Source organism: Streptomyces sp. NPDC127177 (assembly GCF_042672475.1).
Taxonomy (GTDB): Bacteria; Actinomycetota; Actinomycetes; order Streptomycetales; family Streptomycetaceae; genus Streptomyces.
On sequence record NZ_JBHXUW010000030.1, the window covers coordinates 1 to 23592 of the forward strand.

The following is a 23592-nucleotide window of genomic DNA, read 5'->3' on the forward strand; positions in this document are numbered from 1 at the left end:
GCCCTGGAGCGCGTGCTCCAGGGCCTTTCGCATGGGCCTCGGCCCGCCCGGCCGGAGCCGGGGCGGGGGCTCAGACGCTCTTGATGACCTCGTCGTAGGCCAGGCGCGGCAGACGCGGGAACCAGGCGTCCTCGCCCGGCTTGCCGATGTTGACGACCATCAGCACGTTGTGGTCGCCGTCCAGGAACTCCTTCTCGATGCCCGCGGCGTCGAAGCCGGTCATCGGGCCGGCGGCCAGGCCGGCGGCACGGACGCCGATGATGAAGTAGGCGGCCTGCAGCGCGCCGTTCAGTGCGGCGGCGGACTCGCGGACCGGGCGCTCGGAGAAGAACGCGTCCTTGGCCTGCGGGAAGTGCGGGAGCAGGGCCGGGAGCTCCTCGTGGAACTCGTTGTCGGTGGCCAGGATCGCGACCAACGGGGCGGTCGAGGTCTTGGGCCGGTTGCCCTCGGCCATGTGCGGGACGAGGCGGGCGCGGGCCTCGTCCGAACGGACCAGGATGACGCGCAGCGGCGACTGGTTGAACGCGGTCGGGCCGTACTTGACCAGGTCGTAGATCGCCTGGACCTGCTCCTCGGTCACCGGCTCGTCGGTGAAGGTGTTGGCGGTGCGGGCCTCACGGAAGAGGAGGTCCTGGGCGGCGGGGTCAAGAACGAGGGACATCTTGCGTATTACCTTCCGGACGAACGCGGGGGATCATGCAACACGGCCACGGTACGGGAGAGGTAGGTTAACTTTCAACTAAAATCAGATCCGAGTGATTCACTCCACAACGAGCACGCCCTGCCTCCGGCCCAACGGCCCCGGCCCCGGTTTCTGTTCCCACGGCCTCCGGCCCCGGTCCGGCTCTGCTCCGGGCCTGGCGCTGTGCAGGGCCCGGTGTCCGGCCGGCGGGGACGACTCGGGCCGACTTAGGACATTCATCCGGTGCTGGAGTCACCCACCGGACTCACCCACCGGACTCATCCACTGGACGCGGCCGACGCTGTTGGACGCGGCCGGCCTCGGGCTCATCATGCGTCGGTTCATGCGGCCTAGGCTCATGCCTCGGCTCACGCGGCCTCGGGCTTTCCCGACACCGGCCTCGGCTCACGCGGCCTCGGGCTCTCCCGACACGGACACCGGCCTCGGCTCACGCGGCCTCGGGCTCTCCCGACACGGACACCGGCCTCGGCTCATCCGGCGTCGGTAGCCGTGCCCTCATCGCTGTCGTCCCCGGGAGCGGCCGGTCCCGCAAGGGCCGCGTCCAGCCGGGCGCGTGCGCCCTCCAGCCAGTGCCGGCACACCTTCGCCAGCTCCTCGCCACGCTCCCACAGCGCGAGGGACTCCTCGAGGCTCGTCCCGCCCGCCTCCAGCCGGCGCACCACCTCGATCAGCTCGTCGCGTGCCTGCTCGTACCCGAGCGTGCCCGTGGCCGCAGCCGTCGTCCCGTCGTCCGTCATGTGATCCACCTTATTGCGTGAGCAGGTCCGTCAATACGGGCATGGGTGGCCGCGCCGATACCGCGTGAGCACGCCGGCCGGTTGTCCGGTCCGCCGGTGGCCGCCCTCACTCGGAGACCCGGACCACGAACTCGCCCCCCGACACCCGGGCCCGGAGGGCGTCCCCGGCCGCCCCCGCGTCGGCGGGATCGCGCACCACGTGTCCGTCCGCCCGCTGGAGCACCGCGTAACCGCGCTCCAGCGTCGCCGCGGGCGACAGCGCGACCACCCGGGCGCGGGTGTGGGCGAGCTCCGAGTCGGCGCGGTCCAGGAGGTGCCCCAGCACCCGCCGGCCTCGCCCGATCAGCGCGTCGACCTCCGCCGCGCGCTCGTCCACCATCCGCTGGGGATGCTCCATCGAGGGCCGACCCAGCGCGTGGGCCAGGCCCCGCTCCTCCCGGTCGAGCAGCCCCCGTACGGTCCGCAGCGCCCGGTCCCGCAGCTGCTGCACGCGGTCCAGCTCCTCGCCCACGTCGGGCACGACCTTCTTCGCGGCGTCCGTCGGCGTGGACGCCCGTACGTCGGCGACCAGATCGAGGAGCGGGGAGTCGGGCTCGTGCCCGATCGCCGAGACCACGGGGGTGCGGCACGCCGCGACCGTACGGATCAGCTGCTCGTCCGAGAACGGCAGCAGGTCCTCCACGCTGCCGCCGCCGCGCGCCACGACGATCACGTCGACGTCCGGGAGGTCGTCCAGCTCCTTCACGGCCTGGACCACCTGATTCACCGCGTGCACGCCCTGCACCGCGGTGTTGCGCACCTCGAAGCGGACCGCGGGCCATCTGCGCCGGGCGTTCTCCAGAACGTCGCGCTCGGCCGCCGAGGCGCGGCCGCAGACCAGCCCGATCAACTGTGGCAGGAAGGGCAGCGGCTTCTTGCGGTCGAGGGCGAACAGGCCCTCACCGGCGAGCGACTTCTTGAGCAGCTCCAACCGGACCAGCAGCTCACCGATGCCGACCGGCCGTATCTCGGTGGCCCGCAGCGAGAGCTGGCCGCGCGGTGCGTACCACTCCGGCTTGGCGAGGACCACGACCCGCGCCCCCTCCGTGACCACGTCAGCGATCCGGTCGAAGACCTGCCGGAAACACGTCACGCTCACCGAGATGTCGTGGGAGGGGTCGCGCAGCGTCAGGAACACCACTCCGGCACCCGGGCGCCGCGACAGCTGGGTGATCTGCCCCTCGACCCAGACGGCACCGAGCCGGTCGATCCAGCCGCCGATGAGCCGTGACACGTCACCGACGGGCAGCGGAGCTTCCGCGGATGTTTGGAGAGCCATGCGAGCGAGCGTATCCGCCAGGACCGACAACGAGCCGCTCCATGACGCCGGTACCCACCGAGGCACTTGACCGCCGAGGCTCACCGGCGATCCTCACCGCCAGGACGCACCGAGCGCACTCCGCTGCGGGGCCCTGACACCATCCCGTTCCCGGCCAGTCCGCTGCCGTGCGCTGAAACCCTCCAGCGCCCGGCGAGTCCGCTGCCGTGCGCTCACGCCGTCCCGCGCCGGCGACTCCGCTGGAGTGCCAGCACGACCAGTCCCACCACGAGCCAGCACGCTCCCACCACCTGGGCGCTCGTTGTCGCCTCCACGATCACCGCGATCAGCACCCCCGCGCCCACCACCGGGATCAGGACGTGCCGCCACCAGCTCGGCTGCCCCTCCATCCGGCGTACCGCGAACCAGCCGACCACCGAGGCGTGCAGCAGGACGAACGCGGTCAGCGCGCCCACGTCCACGACCGACACCAGGTGGTCCAGGCCGTCGTCGCGCCGGGCCGCCCAGACCGCCGCCACCAGCGTCACGACCGCCGCGATCAGGATCGCGATCCGCGGCACGCCCGAGCGCGGGTCGACCTTGGACAGCACCGCGGGCAGGCGGCGCTCCCGGGCCATCGCGAACAGCAGCCGGCCCGCGGCCGCCTGCCCCGCCAGGGCCGCGAACGCCGCCCCGATCGCCTTGCTCACCGCCACCAGGTCATGCAGCCAGGACCCGACCGCGGAGTCCACCGTGTCGTAGAAGGCGGAGCCCTGAGCGACCGGATCGGCGACCAGCTCCGCCGACGTCATCGGCTCCAGCAGAGCCGCCAGGTACGACTGCGCCACGAACAGCACACCCGCCAGCACCAGGCAGAACAGCAGTGCCCGCGCCACCTTCGCCGAACCGCCGGTCACCTCTTCCGCGAACGTGGCGATGGCGTCGAAGCCCAGGTACGACAGGACGGCCACGGACACCGCGCCCAGCACCGCCGTCGTCGAGAACCCCGAATCGCCGGTGAGCGGGGTCAGCCAGCCGCGCTGCGCGCCGTCCCGCACGAGCACCACCACAGCTGCCACCAGGAACACCAGCAGCACCACGATCTCCATGGCGAGCACCGCGAAGCCGACCCGGGCCGCAGCACGTACGCCCCAGAGGTTGAGCAGCGTCGTGAGGACCACCGCCAGTGCGGTCCACACCCACCGCGAGACCTCCGGGACCAGCGAGTTCATCGCGATCCCGGAGAAGAGGTAGGCGACCGCCGGGATCAGCAGATAGTCGAGCATCGCCATCCATCCGGCGATGAACCCCGGCCCTTCCCCGAGACCCTTGCGCGCGTAGGCGAAGACCGACCCGGCCAGGGGGGCGACCCGCACCATCTGGGCGTAACTGAAGGCGGTGAACGCCATCACGACGGTCGCGACGACGTACACCAGCGCCACCGCGCCGTCCGATTTCGCGTCGAGCGTGCCGAAGACACCGACGGGGGCCATCGGGGCGATGAACAGCAGTCCGTAGACCACCAGATCCCGGAAGCCCAGTGTCCTGCGCAGCCCCGCCCGGTCGGTGGTGCTGCCGGAACCCCCGGTGGTGCTGCCGGAATCCGTGCTCTTGCCGGAATCGCCGATGCCGCTGCCGGCCATGAGTCCTCCGTTTGTCGCGTGGTGATCAGTCGTACGGTGATCACTCCCCGATCGCGTGGTGATCAGTCTCCCGACCCCGTCGGCCCCGCGCCTGTTCGGTACGGCCTTACGATGGGACGCATGACTGCTACGACACCCCGACGCGTCCTGCTCGCCGCTCCCCGTGGCTACTGCGCGGGCGTGGACCGTGCCGTGATCGCCGTGGAGAAGGCCCTGGAGCAGTACGGCTCACCGGTCTACGTGCGCCATGAGATCGTCCACAACAAATACGTCGTACAGACCCTGGAGAAGAAGGGCGCGATCTTCGTCGAGGAGACCGCGGAGGTCCCCGAGGGCTCGATCGTGATGTTCTCCGCGCACGGCGTCGCGCCGACCGTGCACGAGGAGGCGGCCGAGCGGAAGCTCGCCACGATCGACGCGACCTGCCCCCTGGTCACCAAGGTCCACAAGGAAGCCGTCCGCTTCGCGCAGGACGACTTCGACATCCTCCTCATCGGCCACGAGGGCCACGAGGAGGTCATCGGCACCTCCGGCGAGGCTCCCGAGCACATCACCCTGGTCGACGGCCCCGAGGACGTCGAGAACGTCGAGGTGCGCGACCCCTCCAGGGTCGTGTGGCTCTCCCAGACCACGCTGTCGGTCGACGAGACGATGGAGACCGTCGGCGCGCTCAAGGAGAAGTTCCCGCTCCTGATCTCGCCGCCCAGCGACGACATCTGCTACGCCACGCAGAACCGCCAGATCGCGGTGAAGCAGATGGGCGCGGACGCCGACCTCGTGATCGTCGTCGGCTCCAAGAACTCCTCCAACTCGGTCCGCCTGGTCGAGGTCGCCCTCGGTGCGGGTGCCGGCGACTCGCACCTGGTCGACTCCGCGGACGAGATCGAGGAGGCCTGGCTGGAAGGCGTCTCCACGGTCGGCGTCACCTCGGGCGCGTCCGTACCCGAGGTCCTGGTCGACGGTGTGCTGGCCTGGCTCTCCGAGCGTGGCTTCGAGGACGTCGAGATCGTGAAGGCGGCCGAGGAGTCCATCGTCTTCTCGCTCCCCAAGGAGCTGCGCCGGGACCTGCGCGCGGAGGCGGCGGCACTGTCCGCCGAATGACGCCCCCGCGCCGGGCCCCGGAGGCGCGCACCGCTTCCCGCAGGCTTTCTCGTACGGTTTTCCGCTCCGGGAAGTGAGCCGGGCCGCCTGCCCGTACCGTGGATCACATGGAGATCTTCGGCGTGGACATCGGCGGATCCGGGATCAAGGGTGCTCCCGTGGACCTGGACCGCGGAGACCTGGCGCAGGAGCGCCACAAAGTACTCACACCGCACCCGGCCACACCCGAGGACGTGGCCGGGTGCGTGGCGGAGGTGGTCGGCCATTTCGACTGGTCGGGGCCCGTGGGCATTACGTTCCCGGGCGTGGTCACCGGTGGTGTCACCCGATCCGCGGCCAATGTCGACAAGGGCTGGATCGACCTGGACGCCCGCACCCTGCTCGGCGACAAGCTGGGCCTGCCGGTCACCGTGCTGAACGACGCGGACGCGGCCGGTATCGCCGAGATGACCTTCGGCGCCGGGCGCGACCGCAAGGGCACGGTCATCGTGCTGACACTCGGTACGGGCATCGGCAGCGCGCTCTTCATCGACGGCAGGCTCGTGCCGAACACCGAGCTCGGCCACCTGGAGCTCAACGGCCACGACGCGGAGAAGCACGCCTCGACCAAGGCCAAGGAGGACGAGGACCTGAGCTGGCACCACTGGGCGCACCGGGTGCAGAAATACCTGGCCCACGTGGAGATGCTGTTCTCGCCCGAGCTGTTCATCATCGGCGGCGGTGTCAGCCGCAAGTCGGACAAGTTCCTGCCGCTGATCGAGCACGTACGGGCCGAGATGGTGCCTGCGGAACTGCAGAACAACGCCGGCATCGTGGGCGCGGCCATGGCGGCGGCCGGCCACTGACACCTGGGACCGGACACGCCGCAGGTGGAGTCCTGATGCCGGGACGGCCGGGACGACGTGGGGTGCGTGGTGTCCTGATACCCGAGGGACGGGACCACGTGGCGCGGGAGCGGCGCCCTAACGCTGGGACGGGCGCCGCGGTGCCCGTCCGGCGGTCCGGGCAGCCTGCGGCTGTCCTGCCCCCGCCCCGGCGCCTGCCCCGGCCGCACGCGCGGTCTGCGCGGCCAGCAGCATCCGCCGCTGCCGGGCCCGCATGAGCCGGACCTTGCGCACGGTCGCGATGAGACCGGCGATGAGCGTTCCGCCGTACAGCCAGCCGGCGTGGACGGCGAGCGCGGTGACGACGGCCATGGCCTGCCCGCCGAAGCCGCCCGCGCCGCCCGAGATCGGGAAGATGCCGACGGCGAACGCGATCGGCACACTGATCGGCGCGGTCACCAGGTCGGCGGGCCGCACCCAGAACGCGGTCAGCGCACTGACGGGCAGGAACAGCACGCCGAACACGATGGCGGAGCCGTCGAACAGCAGCCAGTCCGCACAGGCCAGTACGAACATGGTGACGGCCGCGAAGAGCCCGGCGCCGATACCGGTCAGCCGAGGGTTCGGCAGCCGTCGCAGGGCGAGCACGGCAGGTGCGACCGGGCGGCCCCGGCCCGAGGGCGCGCTCATCACCCGATAGACGGCGGCGCCTGCACCACCGGTGCCCTTGGCTCCCTTGACTCCCTTGGTCCCGAGCGGGGACACCGGGGCCTGCCGGGTCTGGCTGCGCTGCTGGGGACGTGTCCTGTGCTGCTCCACCGGGACAACGTAGGTCGCCGGGCGGCAGGAATCACGTGCGGGACACGCGTTTTGGCCGACCTTGGGGATGAGTTCGATGCCACACGGCCCAATGGGAACCGGATCGGGGGCCCACGGGACGCCCGGCGGGACCCGTGACCGGGCGCTCGCCCCCGCCCGTAAACTGGAGAATCGGCCCACCGGGGCCGGAACGTCATTGCGAGCCCGCCCACCCCTCAGGAAGTCGCCAACGTGTCGCTCACGATCGGAATCGTCGGCCTGCCGAATGTCGGCAAGTCGACCCTGTTCAACGCCCTGACCAAGAACGACGTGCTGGCGGCCAACTACCCGTTCGCCACGATCGAGCCGAACGTCGGCGTCGTCGGCGTCCCCGACGCACGACTGAACACGCTCGCGAAGATCTTCGGCTCCCAGAAGCTGCTCCCGGCGACGGTCGACTTCGTCGACATCGCGGGCATCGTGCGCGGCGCGAGCGAAGGTGAGGGCCTGGGAAACAAGTTCCTCGCGAACATCCGTGAGTCGGACGCGATCTGCCAGGTCATCCGCGCCTTCAAGGACGAGAACGTCGTCCACGTCGACGGCAAGGTCTCGCCCAAGGACGACATCGAGACGATCAACACGGAGCTGATCCTCGCCGACCTCCAGTCCGTCGAGAAGGCCGTCCCGCGCCTCACGAAGGAGGCCCGCCTCCAGAAGGAGAAGGTCGCGGTCCTGGCCGCCGTCGAGGAGGCCCAGAAGATCCTCGAAGCGGGCGACACCCTCTTCCACGCGGGAATCACGGCCTCCACCGAGAAGGGCCGCCTCCTCCACGAGCTGCACCTCCTCACCACGAAGCCCTTCCTCTACGTCTTCAACGTCGACGAGGACGAGCTGGTCGACGAGGACTTCAAGAACGAGCAGCGCGCCCTGGTGGCCCCCGCCGAGGCGATCTTCCTCAACGCCAAGATCGAGTCCGAGCTGATCGAGCTCGACGACGACGAGGCCCTGGAACTCCTCCAGTCCATGGGCCAGGAAGAGCCCGGCCTCGCCACCCTCGGCCGCGTCGGCTTCGACACCCTGGGCCTGCAGACGTACCTCACGGCAGGCCCGAAGGAAACCCGCGCCTGGACGATCAAGAAGGGCGCCACGGCCCCCGAGGCAGCCGGTGTCATCCACACCGACTTCCAGAAGGGCTTCATCAAGGCTGAGATCATCTCCTTCGACGACCTGGTCGAGACCGGCTCGGTCGCCGAGGCCCGCGCCAAGGGCAAGGCCCGCATGGAGGGCAAGGACTACGTCATGCAGGACGGGGACGTGGTGGAGTTCCGCTTCAACGTGTGATCGCCTTCCCGGAGGGGCCTTGACCTGCGACGACGCAGGTCAGGGCCCCTTCCTGTCCGCAGCAGTCCGCAACTCAGCGCCGGATGCCTTATTCACCCCTGCGGATTGGTAGCGGCTGCCAGGGTGGCCGAGGTGGCGAGTGCCCGCGCGAATTTGGCTATCGCCGCCTCGTCCAAGCGCGCGAGCACCCCACTGAGGCGCTCCTCCCAGTCGAGGCGGAACTCGTACGCGAGCAGATGTCCCTCTCGATGCGTGGCGGGTCTGAAACCGAGCAGAGAGCCCAACCCGGGCGCCGGTAGAACGGCAGGGGCCCGGAAGATCTCATGCTCTGCGGCGCCAGGGCCGAATCGGCTCTGGCCAAGGAGCAGCGCTGGGTCCACCAGTCGACCGGCGTCTTCGCACCAGACGACCATGTGCCCCAGGATCTCCCCATTCGCCGTGACCGTCGGAGGGAGCCCCCACTCGGGTAGGGGCAGGGACTCGCCGTTGCCGCGGGTCACTCGCAACATCGACGGGATTACGCGACCCTCCAGACCCATGGAGCGCAGGGCGGTGGCGAAGGCGTGGCAAAGGAAGGCGGGGGAGGGAGCCTCTTGGCCACCCAGGTGGTAGGCGGTGGCTCCGATCAGGCCGTACAGCAGGCGCGCCTCCGGTGGAACAGCCTGAGTGAGCGTCACTGCTCTGGGCCATGGGAAGTCGGAGATTCGGTACGTGCCGCCCCCACCCGAGGACGGCAGCGGGAAAATTGCCGGGGCATCAGCGCTGATGGTCTCGGAAGGCTTCTCCTGGGTTTCCTGTTCCATCAGCTCCAGGTACCGGCGTGCCGTGGTCGCGAGTGCTACGTGGCCCTGCCCTGCCGCTTCGAACAGGTCAAGGCTCTGTCGCATCAAGGTGCGGCACCTCTCGGTCCCCCCACCTGAGTGTCCTACCAGATGCCGGGTCATTTCCAGAACTGCGCGTCGCTGCAAGACAGGGGCCAACATGTCTGGCCCAGCTTCGGTATGTGCTCGCAGTAGGGCCTCACCCCGGTCGACCATTGACTCTGCGGCCTGAAGGATCCAGCCCTCCGTAGTGAGCCCCTTCTCGTGACGGGCCAGACTGCCGACCATCACGGCATGCGCCGCCTCAATCACGTGGTCCGCATGTTGCCGCATGACGCTCACGGCCGTCCGCTCGGTGGGCTCGGGAATGGCAGCGGTGATGCTGAGGGACTCTTCCACGCGGCCCGTGGAAGCTTTGATGGTGGCGTCCAGGAAATGCAGGTCCGTGTTCGTCTCGGCCTCTGTCGGAGCCTCGGCTCTGGCCTGGCTGATGACCATTGCCGCGCTGTCCCAGTACTGGATCCACACCAGCACCTGCGCTTGTTGCAGCCGAGTTCGCAGGACGGTCGCAGGCGGCACTTCCTCGCGCCGCAGCACCTCTTCGATCCGAGTGCTGGCGCGAGCGACATCGGCAAACCGGTCCTGAGCAACGGCCGCGCGCATGTCGGACTCGTGGGCCAAGAGGAGATGCTCCACTCCCTCCGCGCCGAGTGAATCCATGCCTTCCAGGAGGGTCCAGCTGGTCCGCGCGGCCTTCGCCGCCTCCTCAAACCTTGACTGATTTAGCAGGCATTGAGCTAGCGTGCCTGTTGTCGCGGCTCGGCGGTAGACCGGATTGTCCACGTCTCTTTCCTCCGCGATCTCCAACGCTTCGCGCAACAATCCCTCACTGCGCAGGAGATCGCTCTGTACGTTCATGATGGCTCCAGCCACATTGGCCAACAGAGCGACGGTGTTGCCGTTCCCGGAGCCGCTGTTCCGGACGTTGTGCGCGACATGAACTGCGTGCTCGATCAGGACCGCGGCCTCCGTCCAGGTGTGCTGCTTCTGGCACTCCACTAGCTGCCTCACCAGCTCGTACTGGAAGCGACCCTGCATATCGTTCACGGCATCGCCGTCCAGCATCGCGCGGATGACCTCCTGGACTATGCGGTGGATCGCCAGTACGCCGTCTCGAGGGTCGACCAAGGAGAATCTGCGCAGCTCTGCCACGGCACCGTAGACGGCAGATCCGGCCGGAAGGTCGAGTGTCGCGAGATGGAGCGGAATGGAGTCCGGTGCGAGCAGGGAGCATCGGGCGAGCAGTTCCGCGGCGAGATGCTGTCCCGTTCCCTCGGATGCCCGCAGCGCCTGATCGAGCACCTTCCTCACGCTCAGGGCCACCGCCGCTGTCAGCGTCACACCCTGCCGATAGTCGAGCGGCACGAATCCGGAATCATCGAGCAACCGGGTTCGGGATTGAGCGAGTTCCGCCAGGTAGGTGTCGACCGGGCACTGGGTCGCCGCGATGTAGCCGGTGGCCTGGGCGATGGCGAGCGGGATACCTTCCACTGCGTCGACCAGCGTGGTCACCTCAGTGTCGGAGATCGCAGGCAGCCGCTCCCCGGCCCAGGCGGTGGCCTCGTCGGCCGTCATCCGTTCGACAGCCAGTCCGCCGTCCGCCGCGCCCCAGGCTGAGTCACGGGTGGTGACAAGTACATGCGCGCCGTCGCAGGAGGGCAGCAGCCCATGCAGATGCTGCCGGTCCGCGACGTTGTCGTAGACCAGCAGCAGACGGGGGCCGAGGTTCGCCAGGCGAACGCCGACCTGGGCGATGATCTCCTCCTCGGCCCCCGTCCCGACCTCCTGCTGCTCCTCGGTGACCATTCGTCGGTATGCGGCAAGGACGTACTCCCGGGTGTCGGATGGGATCCACCAAACGAACTCGTACGTGTGTCGGTACCGATGGGCGTACAGCCGGGCGATGCTCGACTTGCCAATCCCCCGAGGCCGGACACCACAGCTCGGACCATTCCCGCATCGGGCTCCCCCAGGAACCGCTCCCTGAGAGCCGTCAGCTCGCGGTCTCGGCCACGCACGCCGGCGGCCGAGGGGACGTCGCGGAACAGCGCTCGGCTAGGCCCGGGCGGCGCGTCCGCGCCTGCCTCGAGTGTGCCCCGGCGGCCTCGCAGGATCCGGGGAAGCTCGTCCAGCTGGACCGTGCGCTGGGCGAGCCGACGGTCCCCGGACCACTGGAACATCTTCACGAACAGTGCATCGACGGTGCCGTCGACCTCGGCTGCCGCTACGGCAACGGGGGACAGTCGCAGCAGCTCCAGCCGGGCCTGGTCGAGGATCTGCTCCCATGGGCCGATCCGGGTCTCGATCTCCAGTCGTCGCAGCAACTTGTGGTCCTCGAAGGTGAGTCCCACCGAGGCCGGCACCTCATCCTCGCACTCAGCCAGCCACCGGTTGGGGTCCGGCACTGCCCGGGCCCTCGTTACCGCGTCCCGCAGGGCTTGGCCCGACGGGTGCACGGGGGCGTCCGAGAGAAACCGCAGCACTGCCGTGGCGCCGGGATCGGCGGCCCCCCACCGGCGGGCCAGCCGCACCAGCTCCGGGCCGGACCATGATCCCGGCTCGACGCGGGTCTTCGCCTGCGCGAGCAGCAGCGGCCGCCCCTGCGCGTCGCGTACCTCGAAGTCGATGGCCTCGTCGGCGCCCTCCACCCGGAAGATCTCGGCTTCCGGGTACTCCTCGGTGGTGCGGATGAGCTGCAGAATGGCGCACGCTGTCTGGAACCCCATTCCCCGTGCCGTATCGACTCCACCCATGTGGTGCATCCCCCTTGGTCTCGGCTCGCCCTAGCATGCAGCGCGCCACTGACAGCCCCCTGCCGCAACCATTCATAAAGTGCCGTGCAGGCGCCGTCTGGACATGACAGAAGATGTGTTGTGACTGCCTGAGTTGCGCGCCCCGTGCGCGCGGCGAGGCGCGGGGCGTGTCGTCGGCTCAGCGCCGGGGGTGAGCAGGTTCGGGCGGCTCGGTGAGACCGTGGCTTCGAAGCGGTCGGCGGCCTCGGCCTCGCCCGCAGTGCGCAGGTGCTTCAGCAGGTTCGTGTGCGTCATCACCTTGCCCAGGTCCGGGTGCTCGGGGGCTGGCTCGATCAGAGGCCTGTGCGTGGGCGTCCAAGTCGTGCGCGCGCAGAATCCGCAGCAGATCGAGGAACGACGAACCTGTCAGCGAATTCGCGGTGGCGATCGCGCGGACGGCGTGCCGGTCGAGTGCTTCCAGCTGGTCGTGCAGCCGCGACGAGCGGGCCATGAAGCACCCTCGGGGATATGGGAGAGCGGGACCTCCTCGGGGGGATCACGGTCCAGCATCCGGGTTCTCCAGAACGGCCTGGGGCACGGCCCGCTCCGCGTGACGGCGACAACAGGCCTGTAGCGAGTCGTCAACTGTGTGCTATAGCTGATGGCTTGCTGTACGTGCCCCTAGGTCACGACAGCAAGAGGACTCACGAGATCATCCCGCGTCTTCAGGGGGAATGTGTGGACCCGCAGATCGTCGCAGTCGCCGGTGCGGCTGGCACCGCCATCGTTTCGGCGATGGCCACGGATGGCTGGCAGCGCGCGAGGGACGGCGTCGTAGCGCTCTGGCAACGGTTTCGGCCCGAGTCCGCCGAAGCGATCCATGAGGACTTCGAGGAGAACCGTAGGGTTCTCGTCGGCGCTCTACAAGCGGGTGATGAACACACGCGCGCCGCACTCGTCGCTGCATGGAACGGGTACTTGCTCGGATTACTCGTAGCACAGCCGCATGCCATTGACGACCTCAGGCAGCTCAACGCAGTGCTCGAGCAACAGAACACCAGCGGTCCCCGCCCCTCACTGAATATGACTGCCCATGCGAGCGGCAACGGGCAGGTGTTCCAGGCCGGGCGCGACCAGAAGATCACCCAGTCGTGACTCCGCCCCGTCATGACGGAGAGATGAACGAGCCCTGGTCGATGTGGGCCGATGCCTCCGATGCCGCCCAAGTGCATCAGGCGGGTAGAGATCAGCACTTCGTTCAGAACCACTACCACTTTGACCCCGCGGCATCTCGCCTTCGGGAGGCGGTTCAGGGTGATGACGAGGACGACGATGGCGAGTATGTCTTCTATATGGGGCCGTGGCACATCCCGATCACGGTTCTGCTCTATCTACTTGCCCCGGTGCCCTTGCTTGTAGGTGGCACTAGTCTGCAACTTGTGTTCGAGGCTGAGCCTGGACCTTCAATATGGTGGGTGATGGTCTACACGGCATGCGCCACGATCGTTGGCGTGGCCATTGAGGTCTTCATGCTGAACAAGGCACTTCTCCGCAGCCCATGGAGCTTCAACACTGACACGTACGTCAGGGTTCTTCACGGGTTGGTCGCCGCTGGGCTCTTCATCTATTCCTTGATCCGATCCCCTGGTGAAGCCGGAAGCATCGGACGCCTCGCCCTTGATTGTGCGGAGGTTCTGGGGCCGTTGTAGCTCCAGCTTTCCGGGGCGATCGGCAGTAACGGCGTGCGCGGTTGGTTGCAGCCGTTGCGACGAAGTCCTGCAGGCTTTGGTTCCTTGCCGCCGCTGCCGTAGCCGGTCTCCTCGGGGTGCTGGGATGGCATCGGTCACCTCTCGGGGCACAAGTCGGTACGGTCTATCCAGGTGGGGGCAACGAAGATATTGTCGGCGGCGGGGGCTTCGGTGGCTTCCAGGAGGGACCAGGCGCGGGCTTCCTCGACCAGGTGCTCCCAGGGCGCGGTCCAGTCGAGCTGCCAGTCGAGGCCGGTGCCGGAGACGCCGTACGTCTGGCTGGCGTCCACTCGCCAGAACTGGGAGTAGAGGACCAGTTGGGAGTGGTCGGCCAGGTCGTCGATGATCTCCGCGAAGTGGGCCGAGGGCCAGCCGGGGCTGTCCGGTCCGGTACCGGCTTGCAGGCGGGCGGTCAGGGAGGGGACGACGGGGCTGCGGGCGCCGAGATCAGTTAGGGCCCAGCGGATGGCGACGGGTTCGGACTCGTCGGGTGGAGTCCGCCGCTCCAGGCAGACGCGGTAGGCGCGGCGCAGGGGCTCAATCGCGTCCTCGATCTCCAAGCTCGCCAGGGCCGAGGCCGCCCAGTGCCGGACGGTGGGGTTGTCGCCGTCGAGCAGGGTGATCAGGGCGGGGCCGCAGCGGGGGTCGGCGACTTCCTCGAAGACCTCGATGGCGGTCAGCTGCCCGAAGCCCCCGAGGGAGGGGAGGGCGTCGAGGATGGCGGGGGTGGCGACGGATCCGATGTGGATCAGTTCAGCGCGGGCGTCGTAGGACTCGCCGTCGAGCTGCTGGGCGAGCCTCTCGATGTGGGTGGTCATGACGCCGGGTGGTCGCGGCGCCAGAAGCTGGGGAGCCACCAGCAGAGCACTGAGTGGTCATCAGGCCACGGAACGCGGTCCTCGGCTCCCCAGTCCTCGAAGGAGTCGCGCGTCAGGTCGGTGGGGCGCCAGGCGGGGTCGAGCAGTTCGTCCTCGCTCGGCGGGCGGACGTACCGCCGGCCGTGCTGGTCGCAGGCGCCGAAGTCCTGGTAGTTGCGCTGGGCCTCGATCAGGGAGACCTTGTTCGCCCCGCCGGCCATGGTCGGCCAGCGGAACTGGACCCCGTCGTCCTCCCAGAAGCAGACGGGGCAGATCTCGTACGAGCCGGGCATCGCGTCCAGCACGCGGTGTCCGCAGCACGGGCAGGGGTAGGAGTTGCTCACCTGCGCAGTCTCCTTGGAGGCCCCGCCGGTGAGCCATGCATTTCTCTGCCTGGGGTGCCCGGCCAGTCCGCAGCCAGTCCGCAGGACACCCGTAAACGGCCGCCGGGAGCCAACACGTGCCAACCAGTAAATCCCAGTTCAGAGCCCTGGAGGGGGCTCCGCCGCAGGTCAGGATCTGGCTTCAGACATTCCGCTTCAACGTGTAGGCGGTGGCTGAGCGCTGCTTCGCTGACCTGGCAAACATGCTGATCAGAAGGGGTCTGGCCTTCCGAGGTCGGGCCCCTTCTCGTATGCGACAGCCTCATCCATATGCACAGGGGTCGTGGACCCGCGAATGCGTACCGAGCGCGGCTCAGTGGCGGGGCTCGTGGTTCCGGCCCTGCCTCGGGGGGTAGGAAACGGGTAGACCCCATTGGGGAGGCTGATTCGATGTCGTGGCTCGCATGGTTGCTCGCCGCCGCGGCACTCGGTGTCGCGGAGTTCTTCACCCTGACGTTGGTTCTCGGGTTGCTGGCCGGCGCCGCGCTGGTCGCGGCCGTCGTGGCCGGTTTGGGCGTTGGTGTCGTGGGTCAGCTTGTGGCGCTCGGAGTGGCGGCGGTCGCGGGCCTCGTGCTCGTGCGGCCTGTCGCGCTGCGGAGTATGGCGCAGTCACCCCTCACTCATGAGGGCAGCGATGCGCTGCTCGGCAAGCGGGCCGAGGTCATGCAGGAGGTCACGGCGACACACGGTCTGATCAAGATCTCCGGCGAGGAATGGTCCGCTCGCGCTCTCGACGAAAGCCATGTGATCCCGGTGGGAGCGCTGGTGGACGTCATGGAGATCGAGGGAGCTACAGCTGTCGTGTACCCCCGCGAGCTTCTGCCGTGATCGACTTGTGATCGGCTGAACACGTAGCGAGGGAGGAAGCGTGGATCCGTTTGTCATCCCGATTCTTGTGGCGGCCATCGTCGTCGTCTTTCTCGTGGCCGCCACTGTGCGGATCGTTCCGCAGGCGCGCCGCTACAACATCGAGCGCTTCGGCCGATACCGACGCACGCTGCAACCAGGGCTGAATTTCGTCCTGCCGGTTGCGGACCGCGTCAACACCAAACTCGACGTGCGTGAGCAGGTGTACTCGTCCGACCCCAAACCGGTGATCACCGCGGACAACCTCGTCGTGAACATCGACACCGTGCTCTATTACCAGATCACCGATCCGCGGGCGGCGGCCTACGAGGTCGCCGACTATCTGCAGGCGATCGACCAGCTCACCGTGACCACACTGCGTAACGTCATCGGCAGTATGGATCTGGAGGGCACGCTCACCTCGCGTGAGGAGATCAACGCCCGGCTTCGCGCCGTCCTCGACGACGCGACCGGAAAGTGGGGTATCCGGGTCAACCGGGTCGAGATCAAGGCCATTGATCCACCGAACACCATCAAAGAGGCGATGGAGAAGCAGATGCGGGCCGAGCGTGACAAGCGCGCGGCCATCCTGCACGCCGAAGGTGATCGGCAGGCCAAGATCCTCACCGCCGAGGGCACGAAGCAGAAGGACATCCTGGAAGCGCAGGGCAGGCAGCAGGCCATGATCCTGCGGGCTGACGGCGAGGCGAAGTCGGTCGAGCTCGTCTTCCAGTCCGTGCATCGCAACAACGCCGACCCGAAGGTCCTGGCCTACAAGTACCTGGAGACGCTCCCGCATCTGGCGAGCAGCGAGAACAACACGTTCTGGGTGATCCCCGGTGAGCTGACCGAGGCGATTCGTACCGTCACCGGCGCGTTCGGTGATGATTCGAAGACGGGGGCTCCTCCGTCCGCGGAGGGCGAGGAAGCACCACCCGCCGCCGACACGTCGGGCGAGGCCGGGGTGTCGGAGCTCGAGGCGGGTTCGGCTCTTTCGCTGAATGCGTCCGCGGCTGCCGACGAGGTTGCCAAGCAGGCCGCCGCCGCGGTGAGCGACGCGAAGGCCGAGGCCGAAGCCGCCGGGACGGCCCAGCTGCCGGATCGACAGCAGACGTCCGGCGATTGAATGAATTGACGGCGGAGGTAGAGGGATTAGGGATGAGGGATTAGGGATGAGGGATTAGGGACTAGCGCTTCGGGAGTGACTCTGGGTGCTTTGTGCTTTGTGCTTCGTGCTCGTGCTTCGTGCGTTGTGCTTCGGGGGTGCCTCGGTTGCGGGCCCGTTCCGGGGGCCACGGTGTGCGGTGCTACCCGGGCACTGCCGGGTAGCCGCTTCGGGTGCGGCCGCCCGTTGCGCCCCCCTCGACAGGCGCCCTCCATGCGGGGCGCTAGCGCTTTATTCCTACGCCCGCCAGCAGGCTGATCTGCGCGTCCGCGATGTCCTCCGCGCCCGGCGTCGGCTCGGAGCGCCAGCGGTGGCAGCAGCAGATGCCGGGGTCGACCAGGTCCAGTCCGTCGAAGAAGCGGCGGACGTCGCTGTGTGAACGGAACTGCACGGGAGAGCCGGACTTCGTGTAGACCTCCGCGACCTTGTTCCAGGTGACGGGGTCGAAGTCGGGCGTGCAGTGGTTCATGGCGAGGGCGCTGCCCGCCGGGAGCGGGTCGAGCAGTCGGCGGACGATGGCGTACGGGTCGTGCGGGTCGGTGATGAAGTGCATGAGCGCGTTGAGGGAGAGGGCGATGGGCTGGTCGAAGTCCAGGACCCCCGCGTCCTCCACGGCGCTCATCAGCGCATCGGGGTCGGTGACGCTGGCCTGGACGTACGCCGTGCGTCCCTGGGTGGTGCTGCGCATGAGGCGTTCGGCGTACTTGAGGACGAGCGGGTCGTTGTCCGCGTACACGACGCGGGCGTCGCGCGTGACGGACTGGGCGACCTGGTGCAGGTTGGGCTCGGTCGGGATGCCCGTGCCGATGTCGAGCCACTGGCGGATGCCGTGCTCCTGCGCCAGGACCCGGGTGGCCCGGTGCATGAACGCCCGGTTCTCGCGCGCGGTCACGTAGATGCCGGGGTGGGCCTGGGCGGCGACCAGGGCCGCCTCCTTGTCGATCTCGAAGTGGTCCTTCCCGCCGAGGAAGTAGTCGTACATCCGGGCCGAGTGCGCCTTGCTCGTGTCGAGGTCCTGGCCGGCCTGCCTGGTGGTCATGTTCTCCCTTTCGTATGTGTGTCTGACGGCCCGCGGGCCAGGGACGGGACGGGTTGCCGTCGTCCCTTCTGCTCACCGTCGGATCACCCGGTGGCCAGGTGATCGGCCAGGCCCTCCTTGACCCCCCGGACGAACGCGGCGATCTCCTCCGGTGTGTAGATCAGTGCCGGCCCTGCCGGGTCGGTGGACTGCCTCATGGCCACGCGGCCGTCGGCGAGTTGCTTCGTCTCGACGCACTGACCGCCGTTGGGCCCGCTCCAGGGACGCTCCCATCCCTGGTCCCCGAGATTGCGGGCCGGCATACCGTTGTAGACGCCCTCGTCGGTGATCGTCATGAGTACTCCTTGCGCATGCGGTTCAAGAGCGCCTTGCTGTCGTCGGACGACGTCAGCAGCGCCATGCGGGAATGTGCCTCGAGATGGGAGACGACGTCGGCGCGCTGGTCCAGGTAGACGGAGGCGGACAGGAGTTCGCTGTAGACGATGTCGGGCAGCTCGGGTTCCTCGAACCGGAAGTAGGTGAACGGGGCGCACGCTCCGACATGGGCGCCCGCGGTGAACGGCACGATGTCGAGGCTGATGTGCGCGCGCTCCGAGACGTCCAGGAGTCGTTCGATCTGCTCTCGCATCACCTGGGGGCCGCCCACCACCCGGTGCAGGACGGCTTCCTCCATGACCACCCACAACGTGGGGGCGTCCTCCCGCTCCAGCAGGCTCTGGCGGCGCAGCCGCAGCTCCACGCGTCGGGTGAGCTCTTCCTCGCTGCCGTTCGGCAGCCCGCCGCGCAGCACGGCATGCGCGTAGTCAGGGGTCTGCAGAAGCCCGGAGACGTACTGGGGCTCGTACGTGCGCAGGGTCTTGGCGTCGGTCTCCAGGCTGACGTAGGCGGTGAACCAACTGGGAACGGCATCGCGATAGGAGTGCCACCAGCCGGGCTCGTTGGCCTGCTCGGCCAGTTCGACGAACTCGTCGATCTCCTGGCGGTCCGCTCCGAAGGTCTCCAGGAGCTTCTCCACGTAGAGAGGCTTCAGCGGGACCTCGGCCTTCTCCAGCCGGCGGATCGTCAGCGACTTCACGCGCAGTGCCTTCGCCGCGTCCTCCAGTGAGGCACCGGCGCCGAGCCGCATGTCCTGCAGCCGACGGCCGAGGATCATGCGCAGGACCGTCGGCGCGCTGGCGCTGGAACGGGCTTCGCTCACGCCCAACCTCCTGAAGAACCGTCAACAACAGCATTCTTACAGTGATTTGATGTTGGCGCCAGGGTGATACCAGAGCTGCTGAAATTATCAGGGAGTCGGTTGCAGCGTGTGCTCTATCGCGCGCATAGTGGATGTGTGAGAGGTCAAGTCGCAGCAGTGACAGCAGGATCCGGTCCGGAGAGGTGCGTGATGTCGATGCCGTCGTCGGTACAGCACCCCGCCGCCGGGCGCTGCCTCGGCGTACGCATCTCACCGCTCGAGTTGCAGTCCCTCACCCCCCACACACCGCGCCCCGCCCCGAATGGCGCTGGAAGGCGACATCCGTGACTCTGTCCACGCCATCGGCTACGGCCGCGACTCCCGTCTTAGCCGGGGACGCGTCGCGCCGGGAGTACTGGTTCGGCCTGCCCGCCCTGCGCACCAGCGCGAGAGCGGCCCGCGACACCGTGCGTGAGCGGCTCCAGGCCTGGAAGGTGCCCGGCGACACGTGCTGCGACGCGGTGCTGCTGGTCTCCGAGCTGACCACGAACGCGGTGCTCCACACCGGCAGCGGCCGTGTCCTGTGCGGACTCACGCTGACCGGTGACGAGCGGCGCCTGCGTATCGAACTGCACGACGAGGGCAGTACCCCGGTCCGCCCGCCCGAGCACCGAGCCGGCCCCGGCGAGGAGAACGGGCGAGGGCTGTTCCTCGTCTCGCAACTGGCGGACAGCTGGGGCTCCGCACGCTCTACGTGGGCCGAAGGCAAGGTCGTCTGGGCGGAGTTGACGGCACACCCCTGAAGCCGCGGAAGCCGGACGACGCCGAACAAGGCCCGCCGTATCCCCTTCGCGCGGCGGACCCCTTCCTCTCCTCCCCGATCCGTTCACAGAAGGCGGCCATGACTCCCCACGTTGAAACCGCTTCTCCAGTCGTGCTGTACGTGTGTGCCGACCGAACCCCGGGCGCGTCCCGGGAAGCCTCGCAGCGTGCGCAGACAGAAGGCCGGACGTTCGCCGAGGAACGAGGGCTGACGATCGCCGAGGTCGTCACCGATACGTTCGGTGAGCCCGACCCGGCCCGGCGCAGGGGGTGGCGGCGGGTGCGGCAGCTGGTGCAGACGGGGCACGTCGCCGCGGTACTCGTCCGCTGGCCCAGCGCCATCGCCCCGGAGTCCGCGCGCGAACTCCGGCACCGCGAGGCCGCCTGGCTCCACGACCAGGGCGTGCGCGTCCGGTACACCTGGGCGCCCCTGTCGTCGAGGAGCTGAGGGGACCGCTGATCGGAGCCGCCCCGGGGGCGTCGGCCGGACCCGGCGGCACACGCTCGGGTCCGGCCGGCGGTCCTGGGACGGCTCCGCCGGCACTCCGGGGGTCATACGTCAGGCGTCCGTGCCGGTGCGCTTGAGGCGGAGGGCGGAGACGAGGAAGAAGACGCCTCCGAGGAAGGCGTAACCGGCCAGATTGCTCAGGGTGGCGCCGTCCTTGCCCGCCTGTGCGAAGAAGGACGCGCCGGCGAGCGTGGAGATGCCGCCGCTGATGATCATCGCCCACTGGCCGCCGAGCCGGCGTCGGACGGCGCCGACGACGAGCTGGACGATGCCCGCGGTGACGGCCCAGATGCCCCAGACGCGCAGGACCGCCGGGATGCCGGACGTGGCGGCGACGGCGAGGCCGATGCCGGTGAGGGTGCTCAGTGCGATGTTCGCGTACAGGCCGCGGACGGGGCCGCCGAGCGTGCGGGCCGACCGGACGTCGACGACGGCGCACGCCACGTCGAACAGGGGATAGATCACCAGCAGGGTCGCGCTCAGCGGTCCCAGCGTGTCGGCGGTCGCGAACAGCAGTCCGGCCCATACGGCGGCGAACGCGAAGCGCAGGAAATACAGCTTCCGCAGGGCGGCGGGAGCGCCGCCGGAGGTGGTGCGGGCGGCGTGGGAGGTGTCGACGAGGGCGTCCATGGGAGTGCCTTCCGGTCTGGAATGAGGTGAGGGAGAACGTTCGGTCTCCTATCTATCTAAAGGGGCTCCGCGACCGCTGTCAAGACCGAACGTTCTCCCTCATCGGTTTGGTAGCCTCGGGCCCATGAGTCGGGACACAGATGGCGGCAGCACGTCCGAGGCGCGAGCCAGGCTGCTCGGTACGGCGACGAGGATCTTCTACTCCGAGGGAATCCACTCCGTCGGCGTCGACCGGATCATCACGGAGGCGCAGGTGACCCGGGCGACGCTGTACCGGCACTTCGCGGGCAAGGAAGAGCTCGTCCTCGCCTATCTCGACCAGGCCGACCAGGGGATCCGGGCGCAGGTCGGGGCCGCCGTCGCGAGCGGTGAGCCTGTGGCCGACAGGGTCCGGGCCGTCAGCCGGTCCATCGCCGAGGGCATCAGGTCGCCCGGGTTCCGTGGATGCGCCTTTCTGAACGCGGCGGCCGAGTACCCCGATCCCGCCCACCCGATCCACCAGGCCGTGCTGGCCCACCGGCAGTGGTTCCTGGACACGGTCACGGAGCTGATGGCGGAGGCCGGATTCGTCCCGGCGGACGCGGCCGGCCGGCACCTCGTCATGCTCCGGGACGGCGCCATGGCAGCCGGCTGTCTCGCCGACGCGGACCTGGTCTGCGAAACCTTCCTGCAAGGTGTCGAGGGCATCCTGCGGTCGCGTGGGCCCGAGTGACTGGGGCCCGGGTGGGCGCGGCAGGGGTGGGCGCGACCTGGGTGACTGCGGCCTGAGCGGGCGCGGGCCGGAAGCGTGCGTACGGCCTGGACGAGCAGGTATGACCGCCTGAGGTTTCTTCCTGCGCGGTGAACCACCGGGGGCCTCCCGCGTCGACCGTCCGCCGATCTCGGATGGAGAGTCCGGCCGATCGGATGGAGAGTCCGGCCGATCGGACGGGGAGTCCGGCCGATCGGCAGACGCGGCGGCGTGATGTGCACGCCTAGCGTCGTTCGGACCAGGCCACCACGCAGTGAGGGGAACGTTCATGGGACCGCGAGGGACGACCAAGCCAGCCGGCCGAACAGCTGACCGCGCATCCGTCCGTACCGCCGGCCGGACAGCCGTGACCGGGGCGACCACCGAGTTCGAGCCGGATGTCGTGGAGCTCCTCGTGGCAGCCCTGCGCCACGCGGAACGGCGGGAGTTGGCCGTCGTGGGGACGGACACGCTCTTGGCCGAGCTCGTGATGGGGGACACGGACGCCGGTGCCTCGATCGCCCCGGGCATGCGGAAGGCCGGATCGCTCAGCGGTCTGGTCTCCGGCCGGTCGGGCTGCGGCTGGGTGAGCGGTGACGAGGCACCCGGCACGCCGGACGGACCAGGCGCCGCCGCGGAAGCCCAGGACGCCGACGTGTGCGAGGTGGATGCCGCCTGGCGTGAGGCCCGGTGGCGTACTGCCACGGCCTCGGACGGTTCGGCGGCGGACAGCGGCTCGGCGCGGATCGAGATGAGCGCTGCCCTGCGGGCGTGCCTCCTGCTCGCGCTCGGGTCGGCCCGCGCCGAAGGGACGATCTCCGTGCGCTGCCGCCACGTGGCCCGTGCGCTGCTGGACCTGCCGGACACCAGGGCACGGGAAGCGCTGCTGCTGCGACGGCTGGATGTGGCGTCCGCGTCGTCCGCGCTCGACCGCCTGGACGCGGGCGCCGCCGCCGAGACCGAGGGGCCGGAATCCCGCGGCGTCACTCTTCTGCGCCGGGCCGGTCTGCTGGGCAGGAGCGGTAACCGCCTCACCCGCGCGCTGACTTCATGGACGTCCGGAAGCGCCGTGAACGGCTCACCGGTTCTGTTCGCGGTGTCCGTCGAGGCCATGCGGCAAGCGGCCCGGTGCGGGCGTGCCGTGGTCGAGCCGGTGGATCTCCTGCTGGGGACGCTGGCGCTCGACCGGGCGCTGTCCGTGGCCGGCCGCTCGCTTCCCGGGACTCTGGAGCACGCCAACTCCGCTCCGGACCTGCTGCGCCGGCACGGCGTACGGCAGACGGCACTGGTCCGGGGGGCCTCGGCGGAGCTGTCCCCCGACGCGCCCCTCAGCAGCCGCGTGCGACGGTCCGCCGCCGCCGAGCGGGCCATGGCGGCGGCTCAGCTGTCCGCCGCCGAGCACGGGTCGCCCACGGTCGGCACGGTCCACCTGCTGTCCGCACTGCTCGACGAGCCGGCGACGGGTGCGGGTGCCGGAGTGGGGGCCGGTGCCGTGCTCGCCCAGCTGCCGGCCGCCGACCAGGTGGACGTGGCCGGGTTGCGGGCGGAGCTGGACCTCCGGCTGGGTGCATGATCCCCCGGGCCCGAGGGGTGGCGACCACCACGGCTACCGTTCGCACCGGGGAGGATC

At 69.2% G+C, this 23592-nt stretch carries 23 protein-coding genes; 11 read left to right on the forward strand and 12 right to left on the reverse strand.

The annotated features are described in order from the left end of the window. Positions 1–70: 70 nt before the first annotated feature. The 4 genes from ACFVJX_RS19650 to ACFVJX_RS19665 form a co-directional block, all read right to left on the reverse strand. On the reverse strand, positions 71–661 hold the full coding sequence (locus ACFVJX_RS19650; RefSeq protein WP_384126468.1) for a malonic semialdehyde reductase: 591 nt from the start codon (positions 659–661) through the stop codon (positions 71–73). Positions 662–1173: 512 nt separating this feature from the next. Beyond that, entirely contained in the window at positions 1174–1440 is a 267-nt protein-coding gene (locus tag ACFVJX_RS19655; RefSeq protein WP_384126467.1) for an exodeoxyribonuclease VII small subunit, read from the reverse strand. A gap of 106 nt (positions 1441–1546) precedes the next feature. Next, positions 1547–2758 (reverse strand): exodeoxyribonuclease VII large subunit, encoded by a 1212-nt coding sequence (xseA, locus tag ACFVJX_RS19660; RefSeq protein WP_384126466.1) that lies wholly within the window; start codon positions 2756–2758, stop codon positions 1547–1549. A gap of 212 nt (positions 2759–2970) precedes the next feature. Further along, on the reverse strand, positions 2971–4380 hold the full coding sequence (locus ACFVJX_RS19665; RefSeq protein ID WP_384126465.1) for an APC family permease: 1410 nt from the start codon (positions 4378–4380) through the stop codon (positions 2971–2973). 111 nt (positions 4381–4491) lie between these two features. Here ACFVJX_RS19665 and ACFVJX_RS19670 point away from each other — a divergent pair, with 111 nt between their 5' ends. Continuing rightward, the gene (locus ACFVJX_RS19670; protein WP_384126464.1) at positions 4492–5481 is read left to right on the forward strand and encodes a 4-hydroxy-3-methylbut-2-enyl diphosphate reductase; all 990 of its coding nucleotides are present in this window, start codon (positions 4492–4494) and stop codon (positions 5479–5481) included. 107 nt (positions 5482–5588) lie between these two features. Next, positions 5589–6326 (forward strand): polyphosphate--glucose phosphotransferase, encoded by a 738-nt coding sequence (gene ppgK, locus ACFVJX_RS19675; protein ID WP_384126463.1) that lies wholly within the window; start codon positions 5589–5591, stop codon positions 6324–6326. A 117-nt stretch (positions 6327–6443) separates the two neighbouring features. Here the strand turns inward: ppgK and ACFVJX_RS19680 are convergent, their stop codons facing one another. After that, on the reverse strand, positions 6444–6995 hold the full coding sequence (locus ACFVJX_RS19680; RefSeq protein ID WP_384126516.1) for a DUF6542 domain-containing protein: 552 nt from the start codon (positions 6993–6995) through the stop codon (positions 6444–6446). A 360-nt stretch (positions 6996–7355) separates the two neighbouring features. On the opposite strand from ACFVJX_RS19680, the gene ychF reads away from it, so the two are divergent. Beyond that, positions 7356–8444, forward strand: coding sequence for a redox-regulated ATPase YchF (gene ychF / locus ACFVJX_RS19685; protein ID WP_384126461.1), 1089 nt, complete (start codon positions 7356–7358; stop codon positions 8442–8444). A gap of 92 nt (positions 8445–8536) precedes the next feature. Here the strand turns inward: ychF and ACFVJX_RS19690 are convergent, their stop codons facing one another. After that, positions 8537–11131, reverse strand: a complete 2595-nt coding sequence (locus ACFVJX_RS19690; RefSeq protein WP_384126460.1) for an ATP-binding protein — start codon at positions 11129–11131, stop codon at positions 8537–8539. A 1664-nt stretch (positions 11132–12795) separates the two neighbouring features. Here ACFVJX_RS19690 and ACFVJX_RS19695 point away from each other — a divergent pair. Next, positions 12796–13212 carry a hypothetical protein gene (locus ACFVJX_RS19695; protein WP_097910642.1) on the forward strand — a complete coding sequence of 139 codons (417 nt, stop codon included), beginning with the start codon at positions 12796–12798 and terminating at the stop codon, positions 13210–13212. 23 nt (positions 13213–13235) lie between these two features. Next, positions 13236–13766 carry a hypothetical protein gene (locus ACFVJX_RS19700; protein ID WP_384126459.1) on the forward strand — a complete coding sequence of 177 codons (531 nt, stop codon included), beginning with the start codon at positions 13236–13238 and terminating at the stop codon, positions 13764–13766. A 134-nt stretch (positions 13767–13900) separates the two neighbouring features. Here the strand turns inward: ACFVJX_RS19700 and ACFVJX_RS19705 are convergent, their stop codons facing one another. After that, positions 13901–14623: a HEAT repeat domain-containing protein gene (locus ACFVJX_RS19705; protein ID WP_384126457.1), complete on the reverse strand. Its 723-nt coding sequence runs from the start codon at positions 14621–14623 to the stop codon at positions 13901–13903. Then, a complete protein-coding gene (locus ACFVJX_RS19710) occupies positions 14620–15006 on the reverse strand; it encodes a CPCC family cysteine-rich protein (protein ID WP_384126456.1) in 387 nt (128 codons plus the stop codon). Before ACFVJX_RS19710 ends, ACFVJX_RS19705 begins: the two co-directional genes overlap by 4 nt. Before the next feature lie 429 nt (positions 15007–15435). Here ACFVJX_RS19710 and ACFVJX_RS19715 point away from each other — a divergent pair, with 429 nt between their 5' ends. Both ACFVJX_RS19715 and ACFVJX_RS19720 read left to right on the forward strand, forming a co-directional pair. Continuing rightward, positions 15436–15873, forward strand: coding sequence for an NfeD family protein (locus tag ACFVJX_RS19715; RefSeq protein ID WP_384126455.1), 438 nt, complete (start codon positions 15436–15438; stop codon positions 15871–15873). A gap of 40 nt (positions 15874–15913) precedes the next feature. Beyond that, entirely contained in the window at positions 15914–17017 is a 1104-nt protein-coding gene (locus tag ACFVJX_RS19720) for an SPFH domain-containing protein (RefSeq protein ID WP_384126453.1), read from the forward strand. 262 nt (positions 17018–17279) lie between these two features. Here ACFVJX_RS19720 and ACFVJX_RS19725 read toward each other — a convergent pair whose 3' ends face one another. The 3 genes from ACFVJX_RS19725 to ACFVJX_RS19735 all read right to left on the reverse strand — a co-directional run bounded on the left by ACFVJX_RS19725 (position 17280) and on the right by ACFVJX_RS19735 (position 19293). Then, positions 17280–18095, reverse strand: a complete 816-nt coding sequence (locus tag ACFVJX_RS19725; RefSeq protein WP_384126452.1) for an SAM-dependent methyltransferase — start codon at positions 18093–18095, stop codon at positions 17280–17282. 83 nt (positions 18096–18178) lie between these two features. After that, positions 18179–18430, reverse strand: a complete 252-nt coding sequence (locus ACFVJX_RS19730) for a DUF397 domain-containing protein (RefSeq protein WP_384126451.1) — start codon at positions 18428–18430, stop codon at positions 18179–18181. Continuing rightward, positions 18427–19293: a helix-turn-helix domain-containing protein gene (locus tag ACFVJX_RS19735; protein ID WP_384126449.1), complete on the reverse strand. Its 867-nt coding sequence runs from the start codon at positions 19291–19293 to the stop codon at positions 18427–18429. Before ACFVJX_RS19735 ends, ACFVJX_RS19730 begins: the two co-directional genes overlap by 4 nt. 323 nt (positions 19294–19616) lie before the next feature. Here ACFVJX_RS19735 and ACFVJX_RS19740 point away from each other — a divergent pair, with 323 nt between their 5' ends. Both ACFVJX_RS19740 and ACFVJX_RS19745 read left to right on the forward strand, forming a co-directional pair. Further along, entirely contained in the window at positions 19617–20075 is a 459-nt protein-coding gene (locus tag ACFVJX_RS19740) for an ATP-binding protein (RefSeq protein WP_384126448.1), read from the forward strand. 98 nt (positions 20076–20173) lie between these two features. Then, positions 20174–20542, forward strand: coding sequence for a hypothetical protein (locus tag ACFVJX_RS19745; protein ID WP_384126447.1), 369 nt, complete (start codon positions 20174–20176; stop codon positions 20540–20542). Positions 20543–20653: 111 nt separating this feature from the next. Here ACFVJX_RS19745 and ACFVJX_RS19750 read toward each other — a convergent pair whose 3' ends face one another. Further along, positions 20654–21232, reverse strand: a complete 579-nt coding sequence (locus ACFVJX_RS19750) for a hypothetical protein (RefSeq protein WP_384126446.1) — start codon at positions 21230–21232, stop codon at positions 20654–20656. A 124-nt stretch (positions 21233–21356) separates the two neighbouring features. Here ACFVJX_RS19750 and ACFVJX_RS19755 point away from each other — a divergent pair, with 124 nt between their 5' ends. Both ACFVJX_RS19755 and ACFVJX_RS19760 read left to right on the forward strand, forming a co-directional pair. Then, positions 21357–21944: a TetR/AcrR family transcriptional regulator gene (locus tag ACFVJX_RS19755; protein ID WP_384126445.1), complete on the forward strand. Its 588-nt coding sequence runs from the start codon at positions 21357–21359 to the stop codon at positions 21942–21944. Positions 21945–22329: 385 nt separating this feature from the next. Further along, positions 22330–23535: a hypothetical protein gene (locus ACFVJX_RS19760; RefSeq protein ID WP_384126443.1), complete on the forward strand. Its 1206-nt coding sequence runs from the start codon at positions 22330–22332 to the stop codon at positions 23533–23535. Positions 23536–23592 lie beyond the last annotated feature (57 nt).

Excerpts from the sequence above, each read along its gene's own strand:
- ACFVJX_RS19650 (WP_384126468.1), bottom strand. The coding sequence starts at position 661 with ATGTCCCTCGTTCTTGACCCCGCCGCCCAGGACCTCCTCTTCCGTGAG.
- ACFVJX_RS19655 (WP_384126467.1), bottom strand. The coding sequence starts at position 1,440 with ATGACGGACGACGGGACGACGGCTGCGGCCACGGGCACGCTCGGGTAC.
- xseA (WP_384126466.1), bottom strand. The coding sequence starts at position 2,758 with ATGGCTCTCCAAACATCCGCGGAAGCTCCGCTGCCCGTCGGTGACGTG.
- ACFVJX_RS19665 (WP_384126465.1), bottom strand. The coding sequence starts at position 4,380 with ATGGCCGGCAGCGGCATCGGCGATTCCGGCAAGAGCACGGATTCCGGC.
- ACFVJX_RS19670 (WP_384126464.1), top strand. The coding sequence starts at position 4,492 with ATGGGACGCATGACTGCTACGACACCCCGACGCGTCCTGCTCGCCGCT.
- ppgK (WP_384126463.1), top strand. The coding sequence starts at position 5,589 with ATGGAGATCTTCGGCGTGGACATCGGCGGATCCGGGATCAAGGGTGCT.
- ACFVJX_RS19680 (WP_384126516.1), bottom strand. The coding sequence starts at position 6,995 with ATGAGCGCGCCCTCGGGCCGGGGCCGCCCGGTCGCACCTGCCGTGCTC.
- ACFVJX_RS19690 (WP_384126460.1), bottom strand. The coding sequence starts at position 11,131 with ATGGTCACCGAGGAGCAGCAGGAGGTCGGGACGGGGGCCGAGGAGGAG.
- ACFVJX_RS19700 (WP_384126459.1), top strand. The coding sequence starts at position 13,236 with ATGAACGAGCCCTGGTCGATGTGGGCCGATGCCTCCGATGCCGCCCAA.
- ACFVJX_RS19705 (WP_384126457.1), bottom strand. The coding sequence starts at position 14,623 with ATGACCACCCACATCGAGAGGCTCGCCCAGCAGCTCGACGGCGAGTCC.
- ACFVJX_RS19715 (WP_384126455.1), top strand. The coding sequence starts at position 15,436 with ATGTCGTGGCTCGCATGGTTGCTCGCCGCCGCGGCACTCGGTGTCGCG.
- ACFVJX_RS19725 (WP_384126452.1), bottom strand. The coding sequence starts at position 18,095 with ATGACCACCAGGCAGGCCGGCCAGGACCTCGACACGAGCAAGGCGCAC.
- ACFVJX_RS19730 (WP_384126451.1), bottom strand. The coding sequence starts at position 18,430 with ATGACGATCACCGACGAGGGCGTCTACAACGGTATGCCGGCCCGCAAT.
- ACFVJX_RS19745 (WP_384126447.1), top strand. The coding sequence starts at position 20,174 with ATGACTCCCCACGTTGAAACCGCTTCTCCAGTCGTGCTGTACGTGTGT.
- ACFVJX_RS19750 (WP_384126446.1), bottom strand. The coding sequence starts at position 21,232 with ATGGACGCCCTCGTCGACACCTCCCACGCCGCCCGCACCACCTCCGGC.
- ACFVJX_RS19755 (WP_384126445.1), top strand. The coding sequence starts at position 21,357 with ATGAGTCGGGACACAGATGGCGGCAGCACGTCCGAGGCGCGAGCCAGG.